The sequence below is a fragment of the Alteromonas sp. IB21 genome, assembly GCF_016405965.1.
GTDB lineage: Bacteria > Pseudomonadota > Gammaproteobacteria > Enterobacterales > Alteromonadaceae > Alteromonas.
The window spans coordinates 43182-57320 of the sequence record NZ_JAEFCD010000006.1 but is presented as its reverse complement, the minus strand read 5'-3'; the positions used below and the strand labels follow the sequence as shown (position 1 = coordinate 57320).

The 14139-nt window shown below is 44.7% G+C and carries 10 protein-coding genes; 8 read left to right on the top strand and 2 right to left on the bottom strand.

Annotation, left to right across the window (positions count from 1 at the left end; translation table 11 throughout):
* Positions 1-2: 2 nt before the first annotated feature.
* Positions 3-1277, bottom strand: coding sequence for a Kelch repeat-containing protein (locus tag JC525_RS05985; protein WP_198815001.1), 1275 nt, complete (start codon positions 1275-1277; stop codon positions 3-5).
* Positions 1278-1500: 223 nt separating this feature from the next.
* On the opposite strand from JC525_RS05985, the gene JC525_RS05980 reads away from it, so the two are divergent.
* The 4 genes from JC525_RS05980 to JC525_RS05965 all read left to right on the top strand — a co-directional run bounded on the left by JC525_RS05980 (position 1501) and on the right by JC525_RS05965 (position 5448).
* Complete coding sequence (locus JC525_RS05980) at positions 1501-3066, top strand: AMP-binding protein (RefSeq protein ID WP_198815000.1); 1566 nt, start codon at positions 1501-1503, stop codon at positions 3064-3066.
* Positions 3067-3359: 293 nt separating this feature from the next.
* Positions 3360-4574: a beta-ketoacyl-ACP synthase I gene (gene fabB, locus JC525_RS05975; RefSeq protein WP_014949953.1), complete on the top strand. Its 1215-nt coding sequence runs from the start codon at positions 3360-3362 to the stop codon at positions 4572-4574.
* Positions 4575-4924: 350 nt separating this feature from the next.
* The gene (locus tag JC525_RS05970) at positions 4925-5155 is read left to right on the top strand and encodes a type II toxin-antitoxin system ParD family antitoxin (RefSeq protein WP_012518842.1); all 231 of its coding nucleotides are present in this window, start codon (positions 4925-4927) and stop codon (positions 5153-5155) included.
* Complete coding sequence (locus tag JC525_RS05965; RefSeq protein ID WP_198814999.1) at positions 5152-5448, top strand: type II toxin-antitoxin system RelE/ParE family toxin; 297 nt, start codon at positions 5152-5154, stop codon at positions 5446-5448. The genes JC525_RS05970 and JC525_RS05965 overlap by 4 nt, the downstream gene beginning before the upstream one ends.
* Before the next feature lie 41 nt (positions 5449-5489).
* On the opposite strand, the gene JC525_RS05960 is transcribed toward JC525_RS05965, so the two are convergent.
* Positions 5490-6179 (bottom strand): Crp/Fnr family transcriptional regulator, encoded by a 690-nt coding sequence (locus JC525_RS05960; protein ID WP_198814998.1) that lies wholly within the window; start codon positions 6177-6179, stop codon positions 5490-5492.
* Positions 6180-6371: 192 nt separating this feature from the next.
* Between JC525_RS05960 and JC525_RS05955 the strand changes: the two genes are divergently transcribed.
* The 4 genes from JC525_RS05955 (at position 6372) to JC525_RS05940 (ending at position 14098) form a co-directional block, all read left to right on the top strand.
* The gene (locus JC525_RS05955) at positions 6372-7127 is read left to right on the top strand and encodes a class II aldolase/adducin family protein (RefSeq protein ID WP_198814997.1); all 756 of its coding nucleotides are present in this window, start codon (positions 6372-6374) and stop codon (positions 7125-7127) included.
* A 240-nt stretch (positions 7128-7367) separates the two neighbouring features.
* On the top strand, positions 7368-8576 hold the full coding sequence (locus tag JC525_RS05950; protein ID WP_198814996.1) for a 4-phosphoerythronate dehydrogenase: 1209 nt from the start codon (positions 7368-7370) through the stop codon (positions 8574-8576).
* Positions 8577-8605: 29 nt separating this feature from the next.
* The gene (locus JC525_RS05945) at positions 8606-9622 is read left to right on the top strand and encodes an aspartate-semialdehyde dehydrogenase (RefSeq protein ID WP_198814995.1); all 1017 of its coding nucleotides are present in this window, start codon (positions 8606-8608) and stop codon (positions 9620-9622) included.
* A gap of 450 nt (positions 9623-10072) precedes the next feature.
* The gene (locus JC525_RS05940; protein ID WP_198814994.1) at positions 10073-14098 is read left to right on the top strand and encodes a FimV/HubP family polar landmark protein; all 4026 of its coding nucleotides are present in this window, start codon (positions 10073-10075) and stop codon (positions 14096-14098) included.
* Positions 14099-14139: the final 41 nt, after the last annotated feature.

The following is a 14139-nucleotide window of genomic DNA, read 5'->3' as shown; positions in this document are numbered from 1 at the left end:
GTTTATTTTGCTCCGTATATGTCGTTGTTGTGTTGGCACTTTGAATTGGCGGCAGTTTTCACTACTTCAACAGCTTGCCCATCCGATCCTTGTTTTGAAACGCCAGTGCTCGCCTGGCTTTTAGCGGGACAGGACACTTCTGCAGGTGTTGAAAAGTGCGATGTTACTTTACTGGTCACGAGCTGCGCGCCAAGCATACCGCCAACGGTGTACCAAGAACCGTTAACGTTAATTAACCCGCGGTGATCCATTGTAGGTGCTTCAGCATCTGTTTTTGATATAGCCCAAGTTTCTTCTGCAATATCAAAGGTCCATATGGCGTCATCCGCAGTTGAAGGCTCGCCGTTATAGCCAATGCCATTATAGTTGTACGGATTAGTTGAGCCGCCAACAAAATAGATTTTACTGGTGGCTTCATTGCCCGCTGCGGCCATGCGATAGCGCGCAGAACCTGTTGGATGCTGAAGCGTACGCCAATCAATCTTGAAAGGGTTTTCCTTATCAATTTCACCTTTAAAGCAGGCGGTTTCTGGTGCGAAGCTGCGGCGTTTATCGCTGTGAGGTTTTACTGATACGCCGTCACAAATTACCATAGTGCTGTTAACGATGCCGCCAGCTTGCCCGAATACCGGACTGCCAAGATAAGGGCTTGCCTGTTGCCATTGGTCGGTTTGCGTATCATAAACCTGCACAAGATTTACGTTGCCATCGTTGTGCCAGCCAGAAACTAAGTAAACGTAACGGTCTTGGTAAACCAGTGCAGTTGCATCATCAACAGGCACGGGCATAGGCGCCAATAGCGTATATTCTTCAGTCGTGGGCGAGTATTTATATACATCTGGCGTACTAATTTCATTGTGATCTTCATCCACCGTGTAACCGCCAAAAATATAAACGCTGTCATTTAGGCCCACTGCTACGGAAGCCAAACGACCTTTTAGTGCAAGGCTGGATGGAACTGGGGGAAGAGCTTGCCACTGCAAAGGTTTATCGGTGTTGTTAATCACAAGTTGCCAAGCACGGTTGTGTACGTCTTTATGGGTTTTGCCATTGCCCAGTCCCATAAAACTAAATACATATTGTGTGTCGTCTATGGTGACAAAAGCTATGGCATTGTTTGAAACTGGCTCTGGTAGCGCGGGGAGGGCGATAGGCGAAGCTGTTGCTGAGACAGTCGCTTCAAAAGCAATGATTAAGGCAGCCACCATGGAAGAAAGTCGGGGTGCCGCACTTTGGAATATACGTAGAGCAATGGTTCTTGGCTTTTTTAATAACACAGCAATCTTCAGTTTTATCTAAATTTCGAACGTTTTGCCGCGTATTCTACCTGTCACCTTTTTGTTTTTCCGCAAAAGTTTGTACCTGCTTAAAACTCTTCTTTTCTTATTGCTTCTGCAAATATCAATCTATCAGTAAAAACAATACGTTTATTTGACTGTTTTTGTAAATAGTTTGTTAAATTCAGCTGCAGGTCTATTGAAGATAGTTCAGGGAGAAGGTATGGCAGGCGTGTTTCATCAATGCGGCAAAAGTATTTGCAAACGCACTAGAGACGAACTGGATGATCGTGCACGTATCATCGCACGTGCACTTGCTGAGCAAGGTGTGTGCGATAACGATGTGGTAGCTATTCTTATGCGAAACCACGTCGATATATTCGAAATAGTAGAGGCATGCCGATATGTGGGGTCGCGCTATGTTCTGCTTAATTGGCACAGTCCCGTTGCCGAACTTTTGCCTATTTTGGACGACTGTGGCGCTAAAGTACTGTTCGCTCATCAAGATTTATTAAAGGGTGAGAATGCCCACGAAACGTTATTACAAGTTCCCACCTTGTCTGCGATTTACACGATTAAAACGTCAAAAAGCATTTTAGAGCGCTATCATCTTACAGGTGATTCTGAATTGGCGACAGAACCGAAAACCGGGGAGCAGTACCAGTGCCTTGATACGCTATTAGCTGCCCCAAACGCAAAGCGCCACAATGAACCGCCCAAGCGCTTTAAAGGCATGTTTCCCTACACATCTGGCAGCACTGGAAAACCTAAAGGTATTAAGCGAGATGTAGACCTAACTCGGCCAGACCCTTATTTAATATTTAAAGGGCTGTCTGAAGCGTTAATGCAGTTATCAAGAGGTGATCGCTTTTTTGTCTCGGCACCGCTTTATCACAGTGCACCACATGCGCTTACGCTCTGCTGTTTAGCAGCGGGTAATATTGATGTATACATTGAGCCTCAATTCGATCCTGAACGCTTTTTACAAGACATAGAGCGGTTTAAGCTGACTCACGCCTATATTGTTCCTACCATGATGGTGAGGCTACTTAAACTGCCCGAGTCGATAAGAAGCAAATACGACACTTCAAGCTTGCGATTTGCCTTATCAACCGGGTCCGCACTGCCAAGCGATGTGAAAGAAGCAATGATTAACTGGTTTGGTCCAATTTTCTATGAGTCTTATGGCGCCAGTGAATTAGGCTTTATGACCCTAATTTCATCTCAAGAAGCATTAGAGAAGCCAAATTCTGTGGGTAAGCCCATTCCCGGTGCCGCGATTAAAATACTGAGCGACGATAAAGAGGAGTGCGAAGTAGGTGATGTTGGCGTTATATATGCGCACCTTTCCATGTTCGCGCCATTCAAATATACCAATACTACGGGCACGCAAAGCGACTTACATGTTGGTGAATTCACGACATTAGGTGATATGGGTTATGTGGACGAAGATGGCTACTTATATATTTGCGATAGGAAAAAAGACATGATCATCTCAGGTGGCGCCAATATATTTCCTGCTGAAATAGAAAGCGTCATCATAGAAATGCCTGAGGTTGCAGACTGCGCGGTATTCGGTGTGCCTGATGCTGAGTATGGCGAGAAAGTCGTGGCGGCTGTTCAATGCTCACCCGACAATGCGCTTTCAATTGACGCGCTACACGGGTATTTAGATGGCAAACTGGCGCGGTTCAAGTGGCCTAAAATGTTGCAGACACTCGATGCTCTGCCCAGAGAAGATACGGGTAAAATATTTAAGAACAAACTTAGAGCCCAATTTAGTCAATAAAAGAAACCGCTAAAGCTATTTTGAAGGTTTTGTGAAGGTATAAATTAACGCTGGTCATGACCCTGTACATTCGTGCTACATTGGAAATATTCTGAACAAGAAAGCTTAGACGAAGACGGCAAAAACGAATAAGAAGGGAAGTGGGAAACTACCTGTTTATACACATAAGCCCAGAATTGAAACAGGTACTGCAACGCTGAAGCTTGCCTAATTTGAGTATGGTAATTGGCAGAGCAGACCACTTTATCATTCAAAATCGTTACCATAAGCCGCAACAACGCAAAGGGTAAACTATGAGAAGAGCAGTTATCACCGGTCTTGGTATCGTATCAAGCATCGGCGTAAATAAAGAAGACGTACTTGCTTCACTTAAAGCGGGTAAGTCTGGAATTACATTTTCAGAACAGTTCGCCGAAATGGGCCTTCGCAGCCAGGTTTGGGGCAACATCGACATCGATTTAAAAGATCATATTGACCGCAAAGCAATGCGCTTTATGGGCGATGCGGCGGGCTACGCATACGTGGCGATGCAACAAGCCATTGCCGACTCTGGATTAGAAGAAAGCGACATTTCTAACGAGCGCACCGGTATTATTGCAGGCTCAGGTGGCGCGTCTTCTGAAAACCAAGTACTTTCTGCTGATATTCTTCGCGAAAAAGGCGTTAAGCGTGTTGGCCCATATATGGTTCCTCGCTGTATGGCGTCTACAGTATCGGCTTGCTTAGCTACACCGTTTAAAATTCGCGGCGTGAACTATTCAATTGCCTCAGCATGCGCAACCAGTGCCCACTGTATTGGTAACGCGCTAGAGCTTATTCAGCTTGGTAAACAAGATGTAGTATTCGCCGGTGGCGGTGAAGAATTACATTGGTCACTATCAAGCCAATTCGACGCTATGGGCGCACTAAGCTCTAAATATAACGACAATCCTGCCGTTGCATCACGTACTTATGACGCAGCACGCGACGGCTTTGTAAGTTCTGGCGGCGGCGGTATGGTTGTTGTTGAAGAACTTGAGCACGCGCTTGCACGCGGCGCAAAAATCTACGGCGAAGTAGTAGGTTACGGGGCTACATCAGACGGTTTCGACATGGTTGCACCGTCGGGTGAAGGCGCAATTCGCTGTATGAAAATGGCAATGCAAAATATTGATGCGCCTATCGATTACTTAAATACTCACGGTACATCAACGCCAGTAGGTGACGTGAAAGAACTTGCCGCTATTCAAGAAGTGTTTGGTCAAGCGGGCGTGCCAATTAGTGCAACCAAGTCGCTGACAGGTCACGCACTAGGAGCTGCGGGTGTAAACGAAGCTATTTACAGCTTGTTGATGATGGAAAATAACTTTATTGCGCCATCAATTAACATCGACACACTGGACGACGCGGCACAAGGGTTAGATATTGTTACCCAAGCACGTGAAGCAACGTTAAACACTATTATGTCTAACAGCTTTGGCTTCGGCGGCACTAACGCAACGCTTGTTATGCAGCGTTATAACGGTTAATCAAAAGCGCCGATCCAGTAAGCTTTTTAGCTTCAGTTAAGAAGTTTCAAAAAAACAAAAGGGCGTAAACCTGAGCACCGTGGGTGCTTGTGTTTACGCCCTTTTTTATTGCCGTTTTTTGACTAAACCTGCGTTTTCAGAAGCGGCCGCTTAAGTGATTTTAATTTTAAGTTTTTTTCCGTGAAGCAGAACGTCAAATTTTGAATAAGCGCAGTGTTTCGAGTGACGCTAAACTGGTTGTTTAACGAACTGCTCCGGGCCTTCGGTTAAACCAAACTTCCACTACTTAATTGGCAATCTTTGTCAATGTTTGCCATAATTTGAGGGTGGTGAACATTCGGAAATAGACAATGGCAACTTTAAATGTGTCGCTTCCTGACGAAATGCGTACGTGGATTGATGAACAAGTAAAAACTGGCAAATTTGCTAATGCTAGTGATTATATTCGCGATTTAGTACGTCGCAATCAGAGTGAGCGAGAGGCAATTAGCTTAGCTCTCATAGAAGGTGAATTGAGTGGGAAAAGTGATAAGAATGTTTTAGATATTATTCAAGCTAAGAAAACCCGAGCCTCAGAATGAATAAATATACCCTCTCTAATAAAGCAGAGGAAGATATCTCCGGGATTTACGATTATTCAGCCAATATTCATGGCGTAACTCAAGCTGAAGCCTATCTTGTTGCCCTACACGAAGCTCTAGTTATTTTGGCGGAAAACCCTAGTATCGGTACTTCAGCAGAGGATATCAGAAAGACTTACTTTCAACTGCCAGTTCATAGGCACATGGTCTTCTATAAAAAAGTCGATGACGGTATTTTCGTCATTAGGGTACTCCATCAACAGATGAAATACTCTATACATCTATGCGATTGAAATACGAAGGAAAGACCCAGTAATGTGGCGGAAGCGTCAAGTCAAATAAACTGATAACGACTAAACAAGGTATCTGGTTCGGGAATAGTGATTTTCCCGTAATGCCGTTTTACCAAACCTTCTTGTTGAAGTTCACCTAGTAACTGGTTCACCGTTTGCCTACTGCTATTTATCATTTGCGCTAAAGATTCTTGCGAAAGGGTAAGTGTAATCGCGTTATGTTTGGGCAAATGTTGACCGTAACTGGTGGTAAGCATTAAAAGCCGTTTTACAAGCTGGTGCTTAAGGCTAAGACCCGCACTTGAGTCTATAAACTGAAAAGCGCTGCGCACTCGCGTGCATAAAAGGCGAGTAAAATGCGGGTAGAGTTCAGGATATTGCTCAAGCAGTGCTTTAAACGCGTTCTTTTGAATAATAGCAATTGTGCAATTTGTCTCGCAGAAGTTGTCGTGAGTACGAGGGAGGTCGTCAAACATCGATATCTCACCAAACCAGGTGCCGGGGCCCAGTAGCGCAAATAGCATTTCGCGACCATCTACGCCCACAGTGACAACTCTTAAGCGGCCTTCGCACACTCCATAAAACCCCACACCCTCTTCACCCCTCGCATGTAGTTGCTGCCCTGCTTTTAGATGTTTAAGGCGCATCTTGTCGAACATGGCGTCTTGTAAATAGTAGGGGATCGCGCCAAACCACGTTGAGCTAGCTAAAACCGGTTTAAATTTTTCCATTTAACAAATTTCCTACAATGTCGCGTATCCGACAGTTTATAGCAATTACTGTGCGTAATGTAGGCGGTAAGAAAAAGTAAATGGAATTTTCATTGAGGTTCTAACGGTATCGATCTCTTGAAGAGAGTGCCGACACGGCTTTGCTGGTAGGCTTCAAATGAAATCCTTTTTGTACATTAAAAGAGTAAAGTTATGACAGAGTCAGTAAAATCGAAGGTGAGCAGTGAAGAATGGCAAACCCGTGTTGATCTTGCCGCATGTTACCGCGCCGTTGCTATGTACGGTTGGGACGATCTTATTTTTACCCACATTTCTGCCCGTGTTCCGGGGCCCGACCACCACTTTTTGATTAATCCTTACGGTTTAATGTTTGACGAGGTTACTGCGTCAAGCCTAGTTAAAGTCGATCTTCAAGGCAATAAAGTCATGGACAGTGAATACGATATTAACCCTGCAGGTTTTATTATTCATAGCGCCGTTCATGAGGCTCGAGACGATGCCAAATGCGTGTTGCATTTGCATACAGCAGAAGGCGTGGCGGTATCTATTTTAGAAGAGGGGCTACAGCCTTATTCGCAGCAATCGCTTTTTCCGCTGGCATCACTTTCTTACCATGCCTACGAAGGCGTGGCGTTGAATCCTGACGAAAAAGCGCGGCTGGTTCGCGACTTGGGCGATACTCAATTTATGATTTTGCGCAATCACGGGCTTTTGACCTGTGCAGACAATATTCCCGATGCGTTTTTGTTCATGTTTATCATGCAGCGAGCTTGTGAAATTCAGCTAAAAGCGCAGGCAACAGGCAAACCGCTCATTCCAATACACTCAGCAATTTTAGAGGGAATTCGCGCTCAAGCCGATCAAGTTACTAAGCAGGCAGGTGGTTCGCTGGCGTGGCCGGGTATTAAACGTCGTATTGAGCGTCGCTTCCCTGGGTACGATAAGTAACGGTTTGAAGTTGAACGTTATCCAACACGATGCTCGTAAAGGATGAGGTAGATAAAAAGAACGAGCTCACGAGCGCTTGTCTTAAAAGCTTCCGTCTTGAAAGGTTTTGTGTATGTCGGCCGTATCTTACCTGTAGCGGCCAAACGTGTATCAAAATGACGTAAATTAGAGCCAATCACTGACAAGATAAATCTAGGGCGCTGGGTTACTAAAAGCCTAACTTAAGGTACACTTAGCGCCATGAAAATACTTCTTGAAGATACCATTCCGTTTGGCACTGATTACCTTAACAGCATAGGTGAGGTTGAAACCTATGCCTGGCAATCTCTTGTGCCTGAAATGCTGCGCGATGTTGACATCCTTGCCCTGCGTTCTACCACCAAAGTAACCCCTGAACTGCTGACCAAGGCTACTAGGCTTAAATTTGTTACCACGGCAACGGCGGGTACGAATCATTTAGATAAAATGCATTTGGACAGCGTGAGTATTGCGCATAGCAGTGCCGCAGGCTGTAATGCCGTTGCGGTAGCCGAGTACGTATTAAGTGTTTTGCTGCACGCGCAAAAAGCGCAAAAACTCGATTTATACAGTGCGACAGTGGGAATAGTGGGCGCCGGTAACGTGGGAAGCTCGTTATCACGTATTCTTACAGCAGTTGGCGTTAAACACTGCCTGTATGACCCACCTCTACAGCAAACGCTCGCAAAATCTGGAAAGACGGCGCATAACGGCCAGCCGTTTGTAGATTTAACACAAATAGCAAGGTGCGACGTTATCTCTCTGCATGTACCTTTTATTAAAGGCGGCGATTACCCAACGTATCAGTTGATAGACAAGGCGTTTCTGGATGAATTGACGTCAAGACAGCTGCTTATAAATGCATGTCGAGGCGAGGTTATCGATGAAGCTGCACTGCTTAGCGTACTTCAACGGGAAAAGGCGCCAACGGTAGTACTGGATGTATTTGATAACGAACCAGAAATAAATACCGCGCTATTCGACTATGTTTGGTTCGTTACGCCACATATTGCGGGTCACTCTGTAGAAGGCAAGGTGCGCGGTACACAAATGATTTACGAGCAAATTTGTGACGTAGTGGGCACAGCCCCAGACAAAGCGCTTAGCGACTTTTTAGACGAAACCAACCCGATAAATGCTGCGTTAGCATCGCCAGAGGCATCGCGATTGTCGGTTGATGATCTAATTACTGTGTTTCATCACGTGTATGACGTAGCCATTGACGATGAAATAACGCGAAACGCGTTTGCGTTAACGTCAGGCCATGATGAAATGCCAGACAGACACATTGCGAATACGTTCTCTTCATTGCGCAAACAATACAGAGTGCGTCGCGAGTGCAGCGCCTATGCGTTACACTTGCCAACGAACACCAGTACGCAAATTCAACACACATTCACCAAACTGGGCTTTCACGTTAGCCTGGTTTAGTTATTTTTACATTAGGAGCATAAAGCATTATGTCGCAAGCGTTTGACGTAGCGGTACTTGGCGCCACAGGTTTAGTGGGCCAAACCATGATTGAACTATTAGAAGAGCGAGACTTTCCGGTAAACCGTTTGTATCCGCTTGCCAGTAAACGTTCAGCTGGAAGTACCGTATCGTTTAAAGGCGAAGACATTGAAGTGTTAGATGCTGATGACTTCGATTGGTCATTAGTGCAGTTCGGCTTTTTCTCTGCTGGTGGCAGCATTTCTGCAAAATTTGCTCCGCTAGCCGCAGAGGAAGGCTGTATTGTTATCGACAATACTTCAGAGTTTCGTTACGAGCCAGATATCCCACTTGTGGTGCCAGAAGTAAACGCCCATGCACTGGCAGAGTTTCGCAATAGAAACATTATTGCGAACCCAAATTGCTCAACCATTCAAATGTTGGTTGCGCTTAAACCTATTCAAGACGCTGTTGGGATTGACCGTATTAACGTGTGCACATACCAGTCAGTGTCTGGAGCAGGTAAAGAAGCCATGGAAGAACTGGCTAAACAAACCGCAGGTTTGCTAAACGCACGAGAAGTAAAGCCTGAATCATTTAGCCATCAAATAGCGTTCAACGTTATCCCTCAAATCGACGTTTTCCAAGACAATGACTACACCAAAGAAGAAATGAAAATGGTGTGGGAAACGCAGAAGATTATGGGTGACGAAAGTATTTTGGTGAATGCCACTGCAGTTCGCGTGCCAGTGTTTTACGGTCATGCGGAAGCTATTCACCTTGAAACGCGAACGCCGATAGATGCACAACACGTTAAAGAACTTTTAGCTGATGCACCTGGTGTAACGGTTTACGATGGTAACGAGCAGTTCCCAACGCAGGTAAGTAGCGCTAGCGGTAATGACATTGTGCATGTGGGCAGAATTAGAAACGATATTACCCATCCTTGTGGTTTAAACCTGTGGGTTGTTTCTGACAATATTCGCAAAGGCGCGGCAACTAACAGCATCCAAATAGCTGAGACGTTAATTCGCGACTACCTTTAAGTAACGTAACGAGGTGCAGGCCTAAGTTTTATTGGATAAGCGCAGGAAAAGGTAAACATTTTTCTGTGCTTGCCGATATCTAACGACAGTCAGGATTTCGATGTAACAAAAAGTCAGTGGTCTGAGAAAATTTAAGCATCGGAACAGGGCAATACTTCTGTCTAACTAGATCACCCTTCATAACTGGTTTATAGTTTGTAAGGTTGGGAATTAAATAACGTTAAAAACAATCGTCAGTCAGATACTTAGCCAAAATGTAAGAACTCCAAAAAAGCACAAATAAATCTTACTGCTAAGGTCGCAATAACTGCAAAACGCTAGCTTGATGAGATGATATTGAGGTAGCTTAAGAATAAAAATAAAAGCCAATGTTTTCTTCCGTACTGATTGGCTAGAAAATCCGCCCAGATATACGGGTGGTCAAGACGCTTGAGGGCATATAGGATTGCTATGAAATTGCATTTGACGGGCTTACTTTTACTCACACTTTGTTTGTCTTGCCCTATAACAACTGTAGAAGCACAAGAACGCGCTACCTTCTTAAAAGGTCCAAAGGACGCTACCGACCAGTTCTCTGGCTTGGAATATGGCCCCATTGACGCCAATGACACACTTTGGAGAATAGCCGAGCGCTATCGTCAGAATAATAATCTGAGTGTATATCAGGTTATGGCCGCTATCTACGAGCTCAATCCCAACGCGTTTGAAAATGGTAACTTAAACCTATTGGTTGATGGTGCAGTGTTGAAGCTGCCTTCAGAGCGTTATATTGCGAGGATTGATAAACAGAATGCCCAAATGCGCGCTGAGCAAGACGAAAGAGCATTCGCTGAAATGCTTAATAAGCCTGGCAGCAGCGTAAGAAATATCAAGCCGGCATCCCCACTCGTTAATCAACAAGATCTCTCCCAAACTCAAACTGATATCGAACAGAAGATCACGCGCTTAGATCAAGAGCAAAATCGTCAATTTGATGAGTTACGCATGCAGTTTGCCGCCTCTCTGGAAAATGTTGAAGCCATTCTCAATGAAAATAGACGTTTGTATGAGCGTGTTGAAGCAGTAAATGGCGAGCTAGAAACGTTAAGAGGGCAGGTTGAAGGTGACGTTAAAGCACAGCTCGATATGCAAGTAGCGCTTCAGCAAGAGTTGCTAGATATGATCAAAGCTGAGCAAGCTCAGCGTGAAGCAGAAAAGCAATCATCGTTCTTAAATACGTTAACAAGTCCACTAAGCCTCATAATAGGCTCTGCATTTCTGTCGCTGTTACTCGTTGGCGGCCTGATCATGTGGCTGCTTAAACGCAACAGCAAGCCTGAAGAAACGCCGTCGACCGGACCTAAAATAACTGCAGACGATGATGAGATACCTGTACCTGATAGTGACATTGGCGACCTCTCGAGTGCACTAGCACCAGATTTAGATGACAAGGCAGAATTATCTGACGATGACTTATTCAATGACGATGATCTTCTAGACGATGTACTCACCTCCGACTTAGAAGAAAGCCTGGATGATGAGCTTGAGGCCTTCGCCGACCTAGAAGACGATATGTTAGTGCCAGATAATGATGACGATCTATTTGAAGCTGGTGATGATGAGCTTGATCAAAGTGAGCTCGACAGTTTGTTTGATGACGATGACTTATCAGACAAGGTGCTTAATGAAAGCGATGCAAATGACCTGGAAGGTTTCGACTTATCAGGCGACGACGATGTGTTTGATGAAAGCAGCGAGGATGATAGCGAACAGGCGTTAGATTCAGCGAGTATCGACGATACAGGTGCTGAAGATGATTTCGATATCGATGATTTACTCGATGATGTTCAAAGTAGCGTCGCTGACGAAGAGCCCGTTGCAGAGGGAGAGGAAGCAGGAGATATCAACCCTGACGACATCTTAAACGAGGTTAATGGTACCTCTGAATCTGAAAATGTTGATGAAGATGATATAGATGCGTTGCTTGCTAGTTCTGTAGAAGATTTTACTAATGACGCTGAGCCAAGTAAAAGTTCACCCTCGCTTCCGACGATAGAGGATGAAGACGACAAACCCGAGATTAGCATTGACGATCTGCTCGACGAGCATGGTGTAGATGCCGGTCTTACTGATGAGTTAGACAGTAATGATGAGCTCATTAATGAAGATATGTTAAGCAAGCTTGATGACGAGATTAATCAGCAAAACAAAGAAATAAATAAAATTACTGACGAGCTGCTCAACGAGATTGAACAAATTGAAATGATGGGGGGGCTAGAAGATGATGATGAATTTGAAGATGAAATAACAACATCAGCGCCGTCACCCCAATCAATTCAAAGCCTTGACGCTATAACGGACGATTTAGACGATATTCTTGAAGAAGAGATTGAAGTCGATTCGGATTTCAGCGACCCCCTTTCGGACGAGCTTATAGCAGAATTGCAAGCAGAAGAGGAACACGACCACAGCTACTCTGAAGACGAAGAAGCTTCACCTGAAGAGGTCGCTGAGCAAAGTGATGATGAAGATTTTGATGATCCGTTCACTGATGAGTTACTCGCCGAACTTGAAGCAGAGCTTGAAGGTGAACCTGTAGTTAGTCCGGATATCGACGCTTTTGATGAGCCTGAAAACGATCTTCCTGATGGAATTGAAGACAGAGAGGATGACGACTTCAGTGATCCGTTAACCGACGAGTTACTTGCAGAATTAGAAGCTGAAGAATCGAAAAGCAGCAATGAGGTAGAGCAGTTAACTGATGAACTGCTGTCCGAGTTAGAGGCAGAAATCGAATCGGGAGTAGAAGCTTTACCCGAACCGGATGCAGCGGGAGAACCAGAGTCTGAAGCTGAGGAAGAGCCAGAGGTTGCCTCGGAATCTGAACCTGAACCCGGAACAGCAGTAGAAGAAGACCTTGATTCTGAAGAGGAGCCTGAGCTTGAAGCTGAAATAGATTCTCTGCCAGAGCCCGAGGCTGAACTAGAGTTTGAGCCCGAAGCTGAGGTTGAGCCAGAAACAGAGCTCAACCATGAAGAAGAGAACGATAGTGACGCTAATGCTGAGGCGAACGAAAGTGCTTTAACTTCTGAAGACCCGCTTGATGACGCTATTGAAGCGTTCGAAAAGCAAATGATGGATGATATTCCATCGTTTAGTCAGATGGGAATGGATGAAGAACTTCAAGCAGAAGAAACGTCAAAAGAGAGCACTGATTCGACGGATGATAACGCTTCAATAGGGCCTGAGGAGTCTTTATCCAATGAAGAATCGAGCAGCGATGATGAATATGATGATAGTCTTCTGAACCAAGCTTTTGACGAAATAGAAAGCTTCGAGTTAGAACAAGAAGTTGATGGTGTTATTGACGGTGAAGATACAGAAGAACAAAAAACTTATTCTGAAAATGAGGCCCTATCTGAAGAAGATAGTTCTCAAAAGAGTGCCAATAAAGATTTTGAAGAACTAGACGATGTACCTGGGCTTGATGATTGGCTTTCTGCTTCTGACGATGACGATGACGATGACACTGTTGATGATAACGAAATTCTTGACGATTTAGACAGTGCTGAATTCGATGAGTTACTACAAAGCCTAGAGTCTGACAATGTGGTGGATTCGAGCGAACTCGCAGAAGAACCCGAATCTCTAGATGAAAGTAATGTTGGAGCAAATGCGTCAGGCGAAGAAGCAGAAAAAACCGATGATGCGGAAGATTCATTCGAACTTGAACAAGACGATGATGCGGAAGATTCATTCGAGCTTGAACAAGACGATGATGCGGACGACACATTCGAGCTTGAACAAGACGACGATGCGGACGACACATTCGAACTTGAGCAGGACGACGATACGAGCGATACATTCGAACTTGAACAAGACGACGATGCGGAAGGTTCATTCGAACTTGAACAAGACGATGACGCGGACGACACATTCGAACTTGAGCAAAATGATGATAGTAAGCTTTCTGAGATAGATGAGGACGAAAGTGGAGATGATGTAGATGAGCTTGAGATTCCAGATGATTTAGACATCGCTACGCCATCTGAAATTGAAGACAATGAGTCGGTACCAGAAGTACCTGCCGTTGAAGATAAAGATGATGAACTTAAGCTAGATAATCCTGACCTTGACCTTGCTGCACTGTTAAGTGATATAGAAACAGATGATGAAGGAGAGACGAGCTCTGCATCAGAAGATTTCCTCGATGTAGAATCGCTGCTAGATGATGGTGACGATGCAAATGCTATCGACCCTGACAGCCAGGCTCTAGATCTTGACGTAAGCTTATCTGATTTCACAGGCGTATCTGATGAAGATACTGTTATCGATATTGATAAGGATGCAGGACAAAACGCAAACCTTGATTTAGCTCGCGCATACATTGAAATGGATGATGCGGAGGCGGCAAGAGAATTATTAGAAGAAGTAATGAATGAAGGTAGCGAAGAACAAAAGCAGGAAGCTGCGTCAATACTTGCAAAAATCGTTTAGCGTTTGAGCTAAGCATATTTTGAATAAATGAACGGCCTGCC